Source organism: Actinomadura rudentiformis, assembly GCF_008923185.1.
In the GTDB taxonomy this organism is placed as follows: Bacteria; Actinomycetota; Actinomycetes; order Streptosporangiales; family Streptosporangiaceae; genus Spirillospora; species Spirillospora rudentiformis.
In genome coordinates this window covers 15,136-32,204 of record NZ_WBMT01000036.1, presented here as the reverse complement: position 1 = coordinate 32,204, position 17,069 = coordinate 15,136, and the positions used below count along the sequence as shown (strand labels likewise).

15 protein-coding genes are annotated in these 17,069 nt (G+C 67.8%); 10 read left to right on the top strand and 5 right to left on the bottom strand.

Annotated elements, in window-relative coordinates; all coding sequences use genetic code 11:
* The first annotated feature begins 712 nt into the window (after positions 1-712).
* From F8566_RS50695 to F8566_RS48230, 5 genes are all read left to right on the top strand, one after another.
* Positions 713-901, top strand: coding sequence for a hypothetical protein (locus F8566_RS50695; protein ID WP_192810275.1), 189 nt, complete (start codon positions 713-715; stop codon positions 899-901).
* 567 nt (positions 902-1,468) lie between these two features.
* The gene (locus tag F8566_RS48240) at positions 1,469-2,593 is read left to right on the top strand and encodes a 5-methyltetrahydropteroyltriglutamate--homocysteine S-methyltransferase (RefSeq protein ID WP_151571007.1); all 1,125 of its coding nucleotides are present in this window, start codon (positions 1,469-1,471) and stop codon (positions 2,591-2,593) included.
* Between the two features lie 173 nt (positions 2,594-2,766).
* Positions 2,767-3,948 carry a cytochrome P450 gene (locus tag F8566_RS48235; protein WP_151571005.1) on the top strand — a complete coding sequence of 394 codons (1,182 nt, stop codon included), beginning with the start codon at positions 2,767-2,769 and terminating at the stop codon, positions 3,946-3,948.
* A 216-nt stretch (positions 3,949-4,164) separates the two neighbouring features.
* On the top strand, positions 4,165-4,335 hold the full coding sequence (locus tag F8566_RS50690; RefSeq protein ID WP_192810274.1) for a hypothetical protein: 171 nt from the start codon (positions 4,165-4,167) through the stop codon (positions 4,333-4,335).
* Positions 4,336-4,937: 602 nt separating this feature from the next.
* A complete protein-coding gene (locus F8566_RS48230) occupies positions 4,938-6,356 on the top strand; it encodes a hypothetical protein (protein ID WP_151571003.1) in 1,419 nt (472 codons plus the stop codon).
* Between the two features lie 462 nt (positions 6,357-6,818).
* On the opposite strand, the gene F8566_RS48225 is transcribed toward F8566_RS48230, so the two are convergent.
* Entirely contained in the window at positions 6,819-7,448 is a 630-nt protein-coding gene (locus F8566_RS48225) for a TetR/AcrR family transcriptional regulator (RefSeq protein ID WP_151571001.1), read from the bottom strand.
* An 86-nt stretch (positions 7,449-7,534) separates the two neighbouring features.
* Between F8566_RS48225 and F8566_RS48220 the strand changes: the two genes are divergently transcribed.
* From F8566_RS48220 to F8566_RS48210, 3 genes are read left to right on the top strand one after another with little or no spacing between them, the layout of a single operon-like run.
* Complete coding sequence (locus F8566_RS48220) at positions 7,535-8,044, top strand: nuclear transport factor 2 family protein (protein WP_192810273.1); 510 nt, start codon at positions 7,535-7,537, stop codon at positions 8,042-8,044.
* Positions 8,041-8,931, top strand: a complete 891-nt coding sequence (locus F8566_RS48215) for an alpha/beta fold hydrolase (protein WP_151570997.1) — start codon at positions 8,041-8,043, stop codon at positions 8,929-8,931. Before F8566_RS48220 ends, F8566_RS48215 begins: the two co-directional genes overlap by 4 nt.
* Complete coding sequence (locus F8566_RS48210; RefSeq protein WP_151570995.1) at positions 8,928-9,452, top strand: nuclear transport factor 2-like protein; 525 nt, start codon at positions 8,928-8,930, stop codon at positions 9,450-9,452. The genes F8566_RS48215 and F8566_RS48210 overlap by 4 nt, the downstream gene beginning before the upstream one ends.
* 128 nt (positions 9,453-9,580) lie before the next feature.
* On the opposite strand, the gene F8566_RS48205 is transcribed toward F8566_RS48210, so the two are convergent.
* Together F8566_RS48205 and F8566_RS48200 are read right to left on the bottom strand one after the other, a co-directional pair.
* On the bottom strand, positions 9,581-11,050 hold the full coding sequence (locus tag F8566_RS48205) for a class I adenylate-forming enzyme family protein (protein WP_151570993.1): 1,470 nt from the start codon (positions 11,048-11,050) through the stop codon (positions 9,581-9,583).
* Positions 11,040-12,593, bottom strand: a complete 1,554-nt coding sequence (locus F8566_RS48200; protein ID WP_151570991.1) for an NAD(P)-binding domain-containing protein — start codon at positions 12,591-12,593, stop codon at positions 11,040-11,042. Before F8566_RS48200 ends, F8566_RS48205 begins: the two co-directional genes overlap by 11 nt.
* 61 nt (positions 12,594-12,654) lie before the next feature.
* On the opposite strand from F8566_RS48200, the gene F8566_RS48195 reads away from it, so the two are divergent.
* Positions 12,655-14,145, top strand: a complete 1,491-nt coding sequence (locus tag F8566_RS48195; protein ID WP_151570989.1) for an aromatic amino acid ammonia-lyase — start codon at positions 12,655-12,657, stop codon at positions 14,143-14,145.
* Between the two features lie 336 nt (positions 14,146-14,481).
* Entirely contained in the window at positions 14,482-15,105 is a 624-nt protein-coding gene (locus F8566_RS48190; RefSeq protein WP_151570987.1) for a DUF1326 domain-containing protein, read from the top strand.
* A gap of 32 nt (positions 15,106-15,137) precedes the next feature.
* On the opposite strand, the gene F8566_RS48185 is transcribed toward F8566_RS48190, so the two are convergent.
* Positions 15,138-15,875: a DUF2182 domain-containing protein gene (locus tag F8566_RS48185; RefSeq protein WP_225994208.1), complete on the bottom strand. Its 738-nt coding sequence runs from the start codon at positions 15,873-15,875 to the stop codon at positions 15,138-15,140.
* 252 nt (positions 15,876-16,127) lie between these two features.
* Positions 16,128-16,772 (bottom strand): dihydrofolate reductase family protein, encoded by a 645-nt coding sequence (locus F8566_RS48180; protein ID WP_151570983.1) that lies wholly within the window; start codon positions 16,770-16,772, stop codon positions 16,128-16,130.
* Between the last annotated feature and the right edge of the window lie 297 nt (positions 16,773-17,069).

Sequence of the window (17,069 nt, the reverse complement as noted above, 5' to 3'; positions counted from 1 at the left end):
TGGGGATTGCTGCTCCGCTCAAGGCCGGATCGGAGCGATGACGAGGCGCGGTGGCGACGTACAGGGTTGCCACTCGCGTTACCGGTCGTGGCCGTCGCGACGTCAGTCCGATGCGCCGCTTGCCGAGGTGGCCGGGGGGTCCGGGTGCTGCGAGGCGGCGCCGCGGACATGGGCCCTTGGCAGGGACGCAGCGGGTGCTGACCATGACGTCGGTCGTAGGAGGCCCGCACGACAAGTTCACCGTCACTGCCCAGACCCACACATGGGGACAGGGTGGGGAACAACCCACGTGTCCGCATGGGGATTCTTGCAACGTCCGCACATCGGCATTAGCGGACGACAGATCGGAGACCTAACGCGACAGATGTCGGTCACTCGGTGTGACGCGGTTGGGTGCACTGCTCAAGTAGGTCGGCCGCCGCTGCTCACGTGATGCTCGACTACAACGGTGATCGCTCATCCATCAACTGCACATCACGGTCATTTCAGCACCCGACCTCGCCCCGGAAGATCGAACAACGTTGACTCGCCAACGCGCCGACCAGCCTGGTCTATGGAGGATCGCCCTGGATGTCGCGTGGGTCCGGCCGACCACCCTGCCCCATGGGATCTGCGTGCGAATTGTGATCTCGCTGCCGAGCACTGTGTCAGTCTCACTCCCTGCCCGTCTGCACTCCGATGCTCAGGTCGGCCGGTTCTGCGTCCCGCCACCGTGACCACGGCGATCGGCTCGGGCGGCTGCCGGGATCATCTCGTCGACGATCAATCTCGTCTGCGGCGAGAGGTCGGCTGGGGCGCGGAGGACGTCGCTGCGGAGCTCGCCTGCGCCGAGCTGGGCCCTCAGCGCCTTAAGCGTCAGCTCCGGCATCGGGACGGACGGGCGGACAGCGAGGTCAGCTAGGCGTCCGCGTCGGCTGCCGCCGCGGGGGTCCCCATTATCGCGATGAGGCCTTTTTGGTCGTCACCGCCGAAGAGGTCGTGCAGCGGGACGACGGTGCTCGCCCGTGGCGGTAGAAGGCGTTCGGCGCGAGCACGGTGTAGCCAGTCGCGGCGAGGTGGTCGGCCATCTGCCGCAACGAAGTGGGCGCCGGTGTCGCCCCTCTGAATGGACACCTCGACAGTTGTTCGGCGTCGCCACCGGCAGCAGTCCGTCTGCATCTTGCAGCGTGTATCGCGCTGTTACTGCTGATCCAGCCTCCATTGTCCCGTATTAGGGTGTTGGGCAGGTGAGCTGACGAGGGCGCGCGTGGGACGTATGGTTCTGGCCGGTTTGGTTGGGCACGACCCGTTCGACCGCCGCCTCGGCTCGCACCTGACGGCTACAGAGCGGCGGTGATCACCCGGCTCCTCCTGTTGCACAACGCTCAAAGGGACACCCGAGTACGCGGTCGCCGCCATGCCGTTCCTGCCCGTCGCGTCGTCCCCACCGGGCGTCACCGCCTGATCCGATCCTCATGAAGGGAGCGTCATGGCCGCCAGACTGACCCCACCATTCCGCGCCGACCATGTCGGGAGCCTGCTCCGACCGCCCGAACTGCGGCACGCCCGGGCCGAGCACGCCGCCGGGCGAATCAAGACCGAGGAACTGCGCGCCATCGAGGACGAAGCCATCCGGTCGGTGGTGGCCATGCAGAACGATGTGGGCCTGCGCTCGGCGACCGACGGCGAGTTCCGCCGCGCCTCTTGGCACATGGACTTCATCTACCGGCTCGGCGGGATCAGCCCGGCCGACGAGCAGATCAAAGTCCAGTTTCACCGCGAGAACGGCGACATCGAGTTCACCACCGCTGCCCTGCGGGTACATGACCGTATCCGCCTGGAGAAGACCATCTTCGCCGAGGACTTCGGCTACCTGCGCGATCTGACGGCCGGGACCGGTGTGACGCCCAAGCTCACGATCCCCTCCCCCAACATGGTCCATTACCGTGGCGGCCCGGCGTCCATCGATCCGGCCATCTATCCCGACGTCGAGGAGTTCTGGGCCGACCTGGCCGCGGCCTACGCCGAGCAGGTGCGGCGTCTCGGCGAACTCGGGTGCACCTATCTGCAGTTCGACGACACCAGCCTCGCCTACCTCAATGACCCCGCTCAGCGCGCGATGATCGCCGAACGCGGCGACGACGCCGAGCATCTGCACCTGCGCTACATCCGGCAGATCAACGCCGCACTCGCCGGGCGACCGGACGGGATGGCGGTCACCACACACATGTGCCGCGGTAACTTCCGATCCGCCTGGACCGCGGAAGGCGGCTACGACTTCGTCGCCGAGGCGCTGTTCAGCGAACTGAACGTCGACGGGTTCTTCCTGGAGTACGACGACGACAGGTCGGGCGGGTTCGAGCCGCTGCGCTTCGTTCCCAAGGGAAAGACGGTCGTGCTCGGCCTGGTCACCACCAAGCGCGGCGCCCTGGAGTCCAAGGACGACCTGAAGCGCCGCATCGAGGCGGCGAGCCGTCACGTGCCGATCGAGCAACTCTGCCTCTCGCCGCAGTGCGGCTTCTCCTCCACCGAAGAGGGCAACGTACTCGGCCACGACGAGCAAAGGGCCAAACTCCGCCTCATCGTCGAGACCGCCGAAGAGGTCTGGGGCTGAAGGGGACCGGCGGCCTGGTTTTAAGTGCCGCTCGACTCGTGGGACCAACTCAAGGCCGCGCGCACGGCCGCAGCCAACCCGTGCTCGGGCGGGTGGCATTCGCGAAGAGCGTCTAGGTGCCGCGGCGCCACGTCCATGCGCGTGCCTTTTGCGGGTGTGTTGAGGGAGGTCAGATGGCTGATGTGACGTTCAGCCCGTACGACTATTACGACATCGACTCAGACCCGTATCCGGTGTACGCGCGCTTGCGCGAGGAAGCGCCGCTCTATCGCAATGAGGAGCTGGAGTTCTGGGCCTTGTCACGACACGCGGATGTCATGGCGGCGCTACGCGACCCGATGCGCTTCTCTAGCGCCAACGGGCCGTTGCTGGAGTCCTCGGTCTGGGGGCCGGCGGCCCAGCGCGCGCTGTCCTTCATAGCCATGGACCCGCCGCGGCACACGAGAATGCGCGCCATTGTCTCGCGGGTGTTCACTCCCAGGCGGGTCGCAGAACTGGAGCCCCACATCCGGGCGGCTGCCCACCATCACATTCAGAACGCCTTCTCGAACGAGCAGTTCGACTTCATCGCCGACGTCTCCGCCAAGGTCCCTACTGATGTGATCTCTGAACTTGTGGGAGTGCCTCCGTCTGACCGTGCAGAGGTCCGTCGCCTGGCGGATGTGGCTTTGCATCGCGAAGTCGGCGGGCGAGAGGTTACGCAGGAGGGCCTCGATGCTCTGCTGGTGCTCGTCGGACATTTCGCCGAGCTGGTGGCCGAACGCCGGAACCGCCGGCGGGACGATCTGGTCTCAGCCCTGCTTGACGCGCAAGTCGACGGAGATCGCCTCACCGATGAAGAGATCGTCGCGTTCCTGCACCTGCTGGTGGGTGCCGGCAACGAGACCACCACCAACCTGCTTGGCAACGCCGTCTATTGGGCCTGGCGCCATCCGGACCAGAAGGCCAAGGCGCTTGCCGGGCACGTGCCCGAATGGGTCGAAGAGACGCTCCGATACGACACTGCGGCGCCAACGGTGCTGCGTTCGCTGACTTGCGAAGTCGAGCTCCACGGGGTGGCGGTACCGCAGGGATCGCGCGTCCTCCTGCTGCCCGGCGCGGCCAATCGTGACCCGGTGGTCTTTGCCGACCCTGACTGCTATGACCTGAGCCGGGATACCGGGTCAATGATCAGTTTCGGCAACGGGCCCCACTTCTGCCTCGGCGCGTCTCTGGCCCGGCTCGAGGCCAGAGTGACGCTGGAGGAGTTGTCTGCACGGATCGCTGACTTCGACCTCGACCTTTCCCAGGCCCGTCGACGCCAGTCCCCCTACATCCGAGGTTTCGCCGCACTCCCCATGACGACGGTCAGGTGATGCCCTCCGCCTTGGTTCAGGACTTTCGCGCAGTCCCACGCCAGACGTTCCGGAGTTTTAACCCGGACCTCATCAGGTGTGTCCAAGTGCCCTCTGGTCAGGCATGTAAGGCGTGGAGCGAGCGGCTCCCAGCCTGCGAGAAATGACTCGATCTCTGCAGGGCCCGAAAGTGAAGTGGGACGTTGCTGCGTGCGGACGACTTGCAGCCCGGCCTCGGTGTCGTCGGGCCTGTTTCTTTTTTGTGGCGACATCGGTCAGGTGGCTGATCATGGACGTCGCCCAGTGAAATTGGGGCTTGACTTCTGGTCACGGGCTTCCGCCGAACTTGGCGGTATTCCGTTGAAAGTTGGCAGTATTTTCTCCGGTATCGCCATGCGTGATCTGTGATGATCAGCTCGCCCGTGGATTGCCGCCCCTAACACACCGCTCGGCGGGCCGGCATTAGTGGGATCGCCATTGACCACAGCGTGAGCCATCTGGATTGAGCGCTCGACCATGACCTCACCTTGCTACCCGCTGAAACAGGCGCAGGGCAGGTGTAGGGAAACCCGTGGTGCCGGACATGTCCGGAGGTGAGGCGGAATCAGTGTCCGAGCAGGAAGGTGCACATGAGGGGAAGCTTGTCCTTAAGAGTCGGCCGTCTCGCCGTTGCCGTCACAGCTGTGCTGGCAGTGACGGTGTCGGCGACGGACGGCCGTACCGCGCATGCGAACGAGCGACGCGATGTCACCCGAACGGACTCGCTGCACCGTTACCGGCTGGCAGATGCGCCGAGCGCGCGAGCTCAGGGAGGACGGTTCGACCGTACGACCGTGCGCGGCGATGTGGACGGCAGAGCGCTCTCCGCGGAAACGCGGCGTGCGCTGGGCATGCCGACGGCCCCAGCCGACCCTCCCTCACCCCGCAGACGCGGCGAACCGACCCACCGGGTCACGTTCTCCGTGCTCGACCGCACCGGGAACGCTCCCAGTGTGGAGAACGCCAGACGCGTGGTCATCGACGACCTCGCCACCGGCGACCATTTCAGCGTGCCCCTCAACGACGGGCGCGGCGAAGTCGAGCTCCCGGCGGGCCGCTACAGCCTGTATGTGAATGTGCGGACGCCGGAAGCCGGTGAGGTCTCCACGACGCTGGTGTTCGACCCGCAGGTTCACATCACCCAGGCAGCCGAGGTCGTACTTGACGCACGCCGGGGAAAGCCGCCGGTGACGACGGATCGTCCCGACGCCGGCATGCGCGAAGGTTATCTCGTCATCACCCAAAAGGTGGCGGACGAGGATCTCGTGAGCGCCTTCGAGATGACCCGCCGTTACTATGTGGCAGCAGCCGGGTCGGCACCCGGCCTGGTGCTGAACGCCGTCGCCATGTTCACCAAGGGCGGTGACGAGACCGGCAGCCCCTATGTGTACAACCTGGCCTTCAGCCGCTCGGGCTCCATCGGTGACGATCTGGCCTTCCACGCCCGTACCCGCGACCTCGCCACCGCGCAGGTGAACCATGCCTCACCAGGACGGCCGGCCTGTGGCGGCGCCCTCGCCGGCGCCGACCTGCCCGCAGCGGGGCTGTCAATCAGCAGGTACTCCGGCATCGGTGCGCTGCCGGCGACGCGAACCGAATACTTCTCTCCCGGCTATTCGTGGGAACGCTCCTTCGGTGTCACCACCCGGGATTGTGACTTCTCCCCCGGCAACACCGACACCTTTCACCACAGGGCGGGGCAGCTCGCCCGCGGCGATCGCCATACCTGGGCGTGGAATACCGCACCCTTTGGGCCGGCCGCAGCCGACGGTGGCGTTCGGCGTGGCGACGAACTGGCCGTCACGATGCCCATGCTCACCGATGCCGAACCCGGCCATCAAGGTGGCTCGTTCGCACATGCGAGCGGGCGCACCACGCTGACCCGTGATGGCGTGCTTGCCGGCACCAGTGAGGTGCCCGGTGAGATCCACGCTGAGGTGCCGCCGGAGCGCGCCACCTACCAGGTGCGCACACAGGTACAGCGCAACACACCCTGGTCCGACCTTTCCACCGCGCAGGACGTCACCTGGACCTTCAGTTCCGAACGGGCGGACGAGGCAGCGTTGCCGCTACTGGCCGTGCGGTACTACGGCATGCGTCTCGATGAGCACAATCGGGCCAAGGCCGGCGCGCGCAACGACTTCACCGTGAACGTTGAACATCCCACCGGCGCCACGATCGGCGCCATCCGGAAACTGACGCTGCGCGCCTCCTACGACGACGGCAAAACCTGGCAACCGGTCAACCTCACCAAGCAAAATGGCCGCTGGATCGCCAGCTTGCAGCATCCGAACAACGGCGAGCACGTGTCGCTGCACGCCACCGCCAAAGACGACCGGGGCAATGCCGTGGACCAGACCCTGATCCGGGCCTACGGCCTCACCCCTTGATCCGACCCCGCCACCACAGCGCCCGTCGCACGGCCGGGGAATCCGGCCGGCGACGGGCGCCGCCTTCTCTTACCCCAAGAGACGGCTGGCGTGGGCCGTCCCGTCCCGACGGCTGACTCCCCGGATTCCGCAACGGGTGCGTGACCCTGCCGGGCGAGGTTGACGCCCCCTGGCCGTCACGGACCGTGATCGCGGGCGGTGGTGCGGAGCTCGCCCAACACGCGGGTCCAGTCCGCCGCCGGATCAACGCCCAGTCCGCCGTGCGAGGGGCCAGTCCGCCGCCGTGCGGAGACCCAGGGCACCGCCAGGCGAATGCCTAGCAGGATCGCCGAGACGCGCACCCGTGCAATCGCCCGTTCAGGACCGAGCAGGTCTGAGGGGAGACCACCGCACAGGGCACCGAGTCCTGCTCGTCTGCAGAACGAGCCATCAGCTGGGGACACAGGTCAGGCCGAGATCGCCCTACTGGGATTCCGTGCTGTCGGGCGGCGGGGCCTTCAACCCGCGAAGCAGCGCAAAGATCACGGTCTCGATGTCGCGTGACGCGCCCGCGACGTCGGAATCGTCGGCGGCGATGAACAGGACGGCGTTGCAGTAGAGGCTGAAGAGGAGTTGGGTGGCGGCGTCGATCGGAAGCGGACGAGCCACGCCGGCCTGCACGAACTCCTCAAGGGTCGCCCGCAGGAGGGGCAGGGCGGTCTCTTCGTCGAGAGCACGGACACGGCTCCAGCCCAGAACCTCGATGGCCTGGCGGAGCAGCGCACGGGCGTCGTCGTCGGCGACGTAGCTGCGCAGGAACGCGCGGGTCGCGGCCTCGACACGGTCCCATGGCTGCCCGGAGTCCCCAGTTGATGCGATCGCGGTCTGCATGACCGCCAGCTGGGTGCCCCGGAACACCTCGGCGAAGATCTCGCGTTTGTCGCTGAAGTGGTGGTAGACCGCGCCCTTGCTCGTCTCGGAGAGCCGCGCGATCTCCTCAACCGAGGTCGCCTCGAAGCCCTTGGCCACGAAGAGCTCTTTGGCGGCGTCCAGCACCGCGGCCCTCGTCAGGGCGGCGTATCTCTCTCGTCTTCCAGACTTGACGTCACTCACAGTCCCGCATCATAGTGAGCGACTATGAGTCTGTAACAGACTGCGAGTCTGTCAAGTGCACGATGGTCATGCAGAGAAGGGTGAAGATGCTGGTCGAAGACGATGCGCTGCCCGCAGCGGTGAGCGACGGCGCCGGAGAGCGCGCACGACTGTTCGTGGAGGCGTTCGCGGAGGGCTGGCGGGCACCGGCCGACGGCGACGCGCTGGCCGACCATTTCGAGCCATGGCTGCAACCGGACTATCGCTTCGTCCACCCCTTCTCCCGCGCCGTGGGCGTCGGGGCCACTGCGTTCCGCGAGGCGTTCGCTCGCCCGCTCTTCGGTGTTCTCTCCGACGTGCAGGGATCGGTCGAGTCATGGGCGCACCGCGGTGACACGGTCTACATCGCGCTACGCCTGAAGGCCGAAGTCGGCCGACGCCGGGTGACCGTGCACGTGTGCGACCGGGTGAGACTGGTCGACGGGCGCGCCGCCGAAAGGTTCACCTATGCGGACGTGACGCCCCTGTTGTCGGCCGCCGTGCGGACACCACGATCGTGGTGGCGCATACTGCGGTGGCGGTTCGATGACGCCCGAGCGGCCCGGCGATCGAAGTGAGGGCGTTCGAGGAGATCCCGTCCCGTCAGGTGCGGCTTGCGGACGCCACGATCAACTACCGCGAACTCGGGCAGGGGCCGCCGATCGTGTTCGTCCACGGTCTGCTGTCCAACGGCACGCTGTGGCGGAAGGTCGCCGAGAGACTGCAGACCTCGCACCGGTGCATCGTTCCGGATTGGCCGCTCGGCGCGCACACCGCGCCGGTCCGCCCAGGCGCCGATCTCAGTCCGTGCGGTCTGGCGCGGATGGTCGCCGGGTTCCTCGACGTGCTGGGCCTGCAGGACGTCACACTGGTCGCCAACGACACCGGCGGGGCGATCGCACAGATGGTCGCCACGGAACACCCCGGGCGGCTCGGCCGGCTGGTCCTCACGCCATGTGACGCGTTCGACAACTTCTTGCCGCCGATGTTCCGGCCGCTTCAGTACACCGCGAAGGTACCCGGCGCCTTGTACGTCGCCGTCCAGGCGCTCCGCGCCCATCCGCTCAGGCGCCTGCCGATGACGTACGGCCTGCTGGCCAAGCGGCCGATCCCCGATCACATCGTCGACGGCTGGCTGCGACCGGCGCAGACCCGCCACGCCACGCGACGCGACACCGCCCGTTTCCTCCGCGCGATCGGCACGGCCCACACACTCGACGCGGCCGCCCGGCTGTCCTCATTCCGGCGACCGGTGCTCCTCGCCTGGGCCACCGAGGACCGCGTCTTCCCTTTCGAGCACGCCCGAAGGCTCGCCGCGATCCTGCCGAGAGCCACCATCGCCCCGATCGCCGACAGCTACGGCTTCGTCCCCGAAGACCAGCCTGAGCGTTTGGCCGAGCTGATACGCGACTTCGTCAATGCGACCAACCCGGCCACCCGGCATGAAAGGCAAGAGACCTCATGAACAAGCCACAACGCTTCCATTCGCCGAGCCCGGCGGTGACGGACGGCCTCACGTCACCGATCCCCGACGATCCCGCCGCGTTCGTCGCCCGCGCACAACTCGCGACCAACACCTGCGACACCGAATGGCCGATGACCATCTACGCGCCGGCGATCCGGCTGGAGACGATCGGCGACGGAGTCCACGACGTGCATGAAGGAGCCGATGCCGTCCGGCCGGCGCTGGAGTCCCTGTACCGCTGGTTCGCCGCCGCCGACGCGACGATTTCCAAGACCCTGATCGCGACCTCGCACGACACCGTCGTCAACACATGGGAGGGCACGCTCTTCGGCGGCCGCCAGACCACCTACGGCGCCGAACTCTGGCGCTTCGACCAGAGCGGGCACGTGAGCCACAACCTGCTCTACGCCTCCATCAACCCCAAGCCCTCGGCGAACCCGCTCGGCGCCCTCCGCATGCTCCTCGGCCACCCCCGCCCCACCTGGACCTACCTCAAAGTCCGGCTAAGGCAACGCCGATAACGGACGCCCGGTGCCGGTGTTGCGGCCCGGGTCAGCGGTTCTCGCCGAAGCGGTTCCTGGCCTGCGCGAACGCATCGAGCTTGGCGGGGTTCATGGCCCACATCAGCTGATGGATGCCCTTGTCGTTGTCATGGGAGGGCGTTCTTGGCTTGGGGGATCGCGGGTTTCAGGAGGCGCTTGTCTGGTTTGCCGCTTGGGGCCAGCGGTGCCTCGTCCAGGACGGTGATGGTGAGCGGTACGCAGGCGTCGCCTAGCTGTCGGCTGACCAGGGTCCGGAGCGCACCTAGGTCGGGAGTCCGGTTCGCTGCCGGGACCACGAATGCGTGAACGGCCTCGCCGGTGTCCTCGTCGGGGGCGCCGATCACGTACGCCTCTGCGAGGTCAGAGGACGTGGCCAGGACCCGCTCGATCGGGCCGGCGTAGTGGAGCTCGGCGTTGACGATGATGACGTCCCGCGCCCGCCCGACCAGGTAGAGGCGCCCCTCCTTGTCGAAGTGACCGAGGTCCCGGGTGCGCACCCATCCGTCGATGAACACCTCCGCGGTCTCCGCCGGCTCGGCCCAGTACCCGATCGCCTGCGCGGGTGTGCGGACGTACAGCTCACCGTCGGCACCGGCCGGGACCGGACTGCCGTCGGTATGCCGGATCTCGACGTCGATGACCTCGGGTGGGAAGCCGACCGACGGGGGGACGTCCGACGGCGTGGCCATGGAGATGGTGCCGGTCTCGGTCTGCCCGTAGCCGTGGAACACGACCGGGCCGAGCACGTCGAGTGCCTCGCGGAGCCGGGACGCCTCCAGCGGCGACCCCGACACCATGAGCGCCCGGAGGCTGCTCAGGTCGACCGGATCGCCACGTTGGGCGGCGACGAGCTTGTACAGGCGGGGCACGGTGATGACGCTGGCGGACGCCCGGTGTCCGGTGATCGCGTCGGGGAACACCGGCGGGTCGGCGACGACCATGGTTCCGCCCGCGGCAAGCGTGAGGACGCCGTACTCCATCATCACCTGGCTGCTCAGGGACCCGAACACCAGGTAGCGCTGCAGCCGGGACGCCAGTTCCCGGATCGCCGGCGGCCACGCCTCTGGCCGGGCCGTCCACGCGGCGTTCATGGCGGCGTACGTCTGCGCGCATGCCTTCGGTGCGCCGGTGCTGCCGCTGGTGTAGAGGAGCCGGGCGACATCATGCGGCCGGCCGGACAGACGCAGCGGGTCGTCAGGTGCTGCCAGCAGGTCGGAGACGGTCAGCGTGCGCGGCGCGTGCTCCGGTCCGGTGGCCGCGTCGGTCACGACCGCAGTGATGTCCCGGAGCACATGACGGAGCTGCCCGTCGGGCATTCCGGGCCGCACACCCACGATGCGGGCCCCCACGACATGGCCGGCGATCATCGCGGCGAACGCTTCCGGGGTGACGCCGAGCATCATGGCGACGCCGTCCCCCGGCCCGATGGCCGCGGCGCGCAGCCCGGCCGCGACCCGCCGGACGAGGCCGAGCATCTGCTCGCCGGTGACGATGCGGGCACCGTGCTCGAAGACGGGCCGGTTCCCGGCCGCCATAAGCAGATCCAGAACCGGCCGCGGGTACGGGTCAGCCGGCATCGGCGAGACATTCCTTGACGAAGACGGCCAGCGGCTGCTGATGCACCGCGGGCAGATTCCACTGGTTGTCGAGGTTCTCCGCGAGGTGGTGGACACCGGCCATCGCGCCGTCGCGGTAGTACCGCACCACCGGGTGCAGGTAGCTCGCGTCGTGGGCGTTGGCGGCGTCGTTCTCGACGACCCGCGGGACCGAGATGTCGAACGGGTCGCCCTTGTCGTGATCCGGTCCGTATTCCAGCGTGATGACGAACCTGTGCCGGGCATCGCCGAGCCCACCATCGGCGGTATAGGCCACCGGGACCTCCTCCTGGTACAACGCGATGGCGCCGTCCACGGTGACCACGTCGCCGAGCACGCCGAACTGCTGCCACAGCGCGGAGGAGCGGTTGACCCGGGTGATGATCGCGTCACTGATCACGTCCGGAGCGGGTTCGAGCTTTTCGGCCGGCCAGGTCTCACCGTGGTAGCGCGTGATCAGGATCCGGTAGAGCGCGCGCACGCCGTAGCGGAAACCGTGGATGAACCCGCTGGTGGACTTCTTGAAGTCGCGTTGCTGGGTGAGCGTGCCGGCGAAGTACAGACCGGGCACGGTGGTCGACTCGTACGCCGGCGTCTGCTCGGGGAAACGGTCGTTGATGACCAGCGCCGGCCGGCAGTCGTCGTCGAACACCGAGGCGTCGAACCGGAAGCCGGTGCACACGATGACCCGGTCGTAGAACAGTTCGCGCAGCGCTTCCACGGTGCGGGCGTAGCGGAACATCACCCGGTAGCGGCCGTCGCCTTGGCGTTCGATGCTTTCCACGATGCCGTCGAGGACCGAGTTCTGGGACTTCAGCTGGTAGGTGTCGAGGAAGTTGTTGTTCACCGCGCGCAGGTGCCCGACGTAATGCGTCTGCCAGGCCATCTTGACCGAGTGCGGCCCGGCGACGTGGATGACCGCGGCCTTCTCCATGAGCGCCTCTGCGGTCTCGAACCCCGAGTTGCCCTTGCCGATCACCAGGACCTGCTGGTCGGCGAAGGACGCGGGGGCGGTCTCGAACGTGTCGTAGTGTTCGGCGGTCTCGATGCCGGGGATCGGCGGGACGTACAGCCGGGACACGCCGGTGGCCACGACCAGCCGCCGGGCCCGCCATGACCGTCCGCGGTGGTCGACGGCGGTGAACCCGTCGTCGTCCCGGCTGATCCGGACGATCTCGGTGTCGTAGTGCACCTGGACGCCCGTCGCCGAGGCGAAGTCCGACAGGTAGCGCACGAGATCGTCGGCCTGCGGGAAGTACCGCTCGCTGTAGCGGGTGAACAGCAGGTCCGGATCGTCGCTCAGCAACGAGTTCCAGTCCATCCGCAGCCGCAGCTCCGGATCCCGGTACCCGGTGTGCACCTTGTTGATGGAGATCAGTTGGCGGTGCCGTGGGAACCGGGTGAAGAAGGTGCCCGGCCCGGCTCCGCGTTCCAGAACGGCATAGTCGTGTCCGTCACGTTCCAACAATGCGGCGAGCTGCAGCCCCGCCGGTCCGGCCCCGATGATCAGGTAGTCATGCGGCATGTGCCGGAAGCTACCGACGAAATCTCAGAGGATTCTGAGATTCAGCTTCTATGGTCCAGGCATGCCCGCTGTAGAAGGCTCCATCAACCTCGGCGCTTTGCTGCGCTCCGCCGACCTGCACCGCGCCGCGGCGCCCGTGTCCGTCGTGGTCGACTCGGACGTCCGCAGCCGCGTCGAACGCGGCCGTGACCACCTCCGTGGCGTACTGCAGGAGGAGGAACGTCCGGTCTACGGCGCCACCACCGGCTTCGGTGCCCTGGTCGGGTTCCCCGGCCGGGACGAGGAGACGGACCAGTGTGACAACACCCTGGCCCACCTCGGTGCAGGGCAGGGGCCGGATCTCCCCCATGAAGTCGGACGGGCCGCGCTCCTCGTGCGCGTGTGGTCTCTCGCGCAGGGGAAGTCCGGGGTCTCGGCGCACGTGGTCGACGGGCTTGCCGCGATGTTCGCGACGACGTTCACCCCGGCGATTCCACGCTACGGTTCGGTCGGCGCGAGCGGAGACCTGATACCGCTCGCCTATGCCACCCAGGCGCTGCGTGGCCGGGGACACGCGTATGCCGACGGCCAGCGGATGCCCGCGGCCGAGGCGCTCGGGCACGCCGGGCTGACCCCGTTGACGCTCGACGGCCGGGACGCCCTCGCACTTGTCAACGGCACGTCCCTCACCACCGCCGCGACCGCCCTGGCCCTGGACAGCATCCGGTCCTCTCACCGCGCGACGCAGGCGCTCACCTGTCTGCTGGTCGATCTGCTCGGCTGCGACCCCGGCTTCCTCGATCCGCGCCTCCTCGACGCGTACGGCCATCCCGGCGCGGTCGACGTCGCCGACGGCATGCGCAAGACCCTTTCCGGGATGACCCCGGCCGGCACACGTGCACTGCAGGAGCCCTACAGCATCCGCTGCTCCCCGCAACTGCTGGGCGCCGCCGAGGACGCCCTGCGGTACGTCGACGGTGTCGTCGAGGCCGACCTGTCCAGCGTGAGCGACAACCCGCTGTTCTTTCCAGATGACGACCTGGTCGCGCACGGCGGCAACTTCTTCGGGCAGCCGGCCGCGTTCGCCTCCGACATGCTGGCCATGGTCACCGGCCAGCTCGGCAACCTCGCCGAACGGCAGCTCGACCTCCTCGTCGACCCCGCCCGCAATGGAGGCCTGCCCCCGATGCTCGCCGCCGGACCCGGCCGCCAGCACGGGATGCAGGGGGTACAGCTCGCCACGACCGCGTTCGTCGCCGAGATCCGCCGCGCCGCCGTGCCGGCCGGCATGCAGAGCCTGCCGACCAACCTGCACAACCAGGACGTGGTGCCGTTCGGCACACAGGCCGCCCTCCGCGCCTACGACATGGCGGCCCTCCTGCGCCTGCTCTGCGGTTCGCTGGCGGTGGGCCTGCGGCAGGCAGTGCACGTCGGCGCCCGCCGCCCCACGTCCCCGGGCTGTGCCGCACTCCTCGACGCCCTGGTCGACGCGATCCCGCCGGTCGATCCCGACAGGCCGTTGGACTCCGATGTCCGCACGGCCGCCGAGCTGCTCACCGCGATACTCCCCTGAAGTACGGCTCACCGCGATGCTTCCCTGAGTGCGTCCCACCGCGATACCCCCTGATGCGTCTCCCGCCGAGTCGTACGGCTGATGGAGCGGCCGTCGGCGAGATGATCGACCGTCTGCTGCAACAAGGCCGTGCTGCGCTGTGGAGTGTCTTTACGTCAGCGGTGTTTACATGGGGAAATCAGCGCGCTTAGCGTGAATTGGACGGCATTCAGGGAGGCTTGGGTTTCCTGGGCCTCGATAACGATCAGGTCGCCGTTGACGCGGTCGCGGCGGGTGTCGTGTCCCCCTTGGCGCTCGTGTGCGGGCGTGTGGCGACGCCTGGATAACGGGGGGATCATGGCGTATACGATTTCCGGTAATTACCTGGCGAGTTGCTCCTGCGTCCTGGTGTGCGGGTGCGCCATGGACGCGCAGCCGAGAGACGCACAGGGGAACGAGCAGTGCCGGGGCACCGCGGTGTTCCACATCGCGGAGGGATACCTGGACGACGTCGATCTGTCGGGTGTCGACTTCGCGTTCTACAACTACTTCCCGTCCCACCTGACCGCAGGCGACTGGAAGCTGGGGCTCGTGGTCGACAGCGACGCCGGCGAGGAGCAGGCGGACGCGGTCGAGCGGATCCTGACGGGCAGCGAGGGCGGGCCCTTCGGCGAGCTGTCGCAGTTCTTCGGCGAGTACCTGGGCATGCGGCGGGCGCAGATCTCCCTGTCGGACGGGGACAAGCCGGCGTTCGAGATCCAGGGGCTCAGCGATGTCCAGTACCAACCGCTCACCGGCCCCGATGGGACCCCGACAACGGTGAAGAACGCGCTGTTCGGGTTCGCGCCCGAATTCGAGATCGGCCGCACCGAGGGGCAGTCCGACGGCTTCGACCTGGGCTTCGCGCCCGAGTACGGTGAGCGCGGCGACTACGTCTTCTCCACGGAACAGCAGGAAGGGCAACCACACGGGCGAATCTGAGCACCGCCAGGGGTGAATCTGATCTCTGATTCTCAGGACGCGCCCGATTGCATCTCCGACATATCCGACATCATCAGGCCGGGCAGGAGCCAGTCCTGGAAGGGGGCCAGGGCGGCGAGGATCAGGAACACGATTCCGGCCACCCGCGACAGCGCGGCCCCATGGCGCCACAGCTTCTCCAGAAAGATCAAGGCGGCCAGCGCGGCGATCGCGGCGACGTTCATGACGCCCAGCGGGATGAGCACGACCATGAGGGCCCAGCAGCAGCCGAGGCAGTAACCGCCGTGGTGGACGCCGACCCGCAGATCACGCGCCCACGGCCGGAAGCCGGCGTAACGCAGGAGCTGGGCCATGGGGCTACGGCAGTGCCGCAGGCAGATGCTCTTCAACGGCCCGAGCTGGTAGAGCCCGGCCAGCGCGAACGCGCCGGCCCCGATCCAGCGCCCTATCTCGGGGTCGCGTTCGACCAGGTCACCCGTCAGCGACATTCCGCCGTACGCGAGGAGGCCGAAAGCCGTCCAGACCAGCAGGTAGCCGCCGACGAACTGAACGGTCCGCGCCACGCGCGCCGGGCCCGCCGACCGTCGCCCGATGGCTCGTCCCCAGGTCAGCGCCACGGGCGCCACGGACGGCAGCATCATCGCCGTCATCATGACCAGCCAGAGCAGCAGGAACAGCGGCAGGGCCATGCCCATGGTGCCGGGTTCGACGCCCATGTCGCGCGCCTGCCCCACCATGAACACCCACGCGAGGGCGGACAGAAGGATCATGACCGTCCAGGAAACGACCACGTCCCCCCAAGGCAAGAGACCGCTGGTCTTACGCATGGCGAAATCCCCCTGTGCCCAGCAGAGCACAGGGTTGTTAAAGCGATCTCAGCGTTTCGTCAAGCACTTGGCGAAGCGTCCGTCCGCCTCTTCGCCGGTCCGGCCGAAGTCACCCAGCCGGTAACGGCATCCGGGCCGCCCCGCAACTGCGCAGGCGCGCGGGCGTGCAACGTGCAGCGTGCAACGCGGGCGGCTTCAGTCGTCACGCCCGACGCCGCGATCGGGTGCGCTCATGTCCCCCGTCCCGGGCGTGCCCTCGGCGAGCCCGTAGCGCAGGTACACGGTGCCTTTCGGACCCGCTACCGGCGGTTCGAGGAGTGTGACGTTCGTGGGCACCGCGCCACCGTCGAACACCTTCTTCCCGACGCCCAGCACGATCGGGTGCACCCAGAGGTCGAGACGGTCGAAGAGCTTCTCGCGCAGAAGGGTCTGCACCAGGTTCAGGCTCCCGACGACCTTCACGTGCTCGTGCCGGTCACGGATCTCACGCACCGCGCCGGCCAGGTCCGGGCCGAGCTGCGTGGACCCGGCCCACGAGAGGTCGGGCTTGCCGCGGGAGGCCACGTACTTCGGGACGCTGTTGAAGAGCGTGGCGATCTCGTTGTCCTGGCCGCCCTCCTGGTAGGGCCAGAAGGCAGCGAAGATGTCATACGTCCGCCGACCGAGCAGGAGAGCGTCGGTGCCCTCGTACGCGGCACCGATCTGCGCCCCGGTGACCTCGTCCAGCAGGGGCGCCTGCCAGCCGCCGAACGGGAACCCCAGCGGATCCTCGTCGGGGCCTCCGGGCGCCTGCCCGACGAGATCCAGGGTTGCGAACAGCTCGATGTGGATGATGCCCATGCCTAACTCCCGATGTGTTGGTTTTCGCGATCGGAAGATAGACCTGTGGGCGCCGGCAGACTCATTGCTGCGACGGCATCCGGTTTCGCACTCTTCGCCCCCGCCCGATGCATCGGTCACTACCCGCGATCTACGGCTGTTGCACTGAACCCGGGTGCGCCAAGAGTGTCCGGCGTCCGCCCGCCACCGGTAAGCACATCGCAGGCCATCCTCTTGACGATCACCGACAGTGGGGCGTAACTACTTACCTAAGTGTCGCTTGCGGGCAATGCGGGAGATGGGGCCGAATGTTCCCTA

What these genes read in the sequence shown, in the direction of transcription:
- F8566_RS48240 (WP_151571007.1), top strand. Translation starts at nt 1,469, where the DNA reads ATGGCCGCCAGACTGACCCCACCATTCCGCGCCGACCATGTCGGGAGC.
- F8566_RS48235 (WP_151571005.1), top strand. Translation starts at nt 2,767, where the DNA reads ATGGCTGATGTGACGTTCAGCCCGTACGACTATTACGACATCGACTCA.
- F8566_RS48220 (WP_192810273.1), top strand. Translation starts at nt 7,535, where the DNA reads ATGCTGGTCGAAGACGATGCGCTGCCCGCAGCGGTGAGCGACGGCGCC.
- F8566_RS48210 (WP_151570995.1), top strand. Translation starts at nt 8,928, where the DNA reads ATGAACAAGCCACAACGCTTCCATTCGCCGAGCCCGGCGGTGACGGAC.
- F8566_RS48205 (WP_151570993.1), bottom strand. Translation starts at nt 11,050, where the DNA reads ATGCCGGCTGACCCGTACCCGCGGCCGGTTCTGGATCTGCTTATGGCG.
- F8566_RS48200 (WP_151570991.1), bottom strand. Translation starts at nt 12,593, where the DNA reads ATGCCGCATGACTACCTGATCATCGGGGCCGGACCGGCGGGGCTGCAG.
- F8566_RS48195 (WP_151570989.1), top strand. Translation starts at nt 12,655, where the DNA reads ATGCCCGCTGTAGAAGGCTCCATCAACCTCGGCGCTTTGCTGCGCTCC.
- F8566_RS48190 (WP_151570987.1), top strand. Translation starts at nt 14,482, where the DNA reads ATGGCGTATACGATTTCCGGTAATTACCTGGCGAGTTGCTCCTGCGTC.
- F8566_RS48185 (WP_225994208.1), bottom strand. Translation starts at nt 15,875, where the DNA reads ATGATCCTTCTGTCCGCCCTCGCGTGGGTGTTCATGGTGGGGCAGGCG.
- F8566_RS48180 (WP_151570983.1), bottom strand. Translation starts at nt 16,772, where the DNA reads ATGGGCATCATCCACATCGAGCTGTTCGCAACCCTGGATCTCGTCGGG.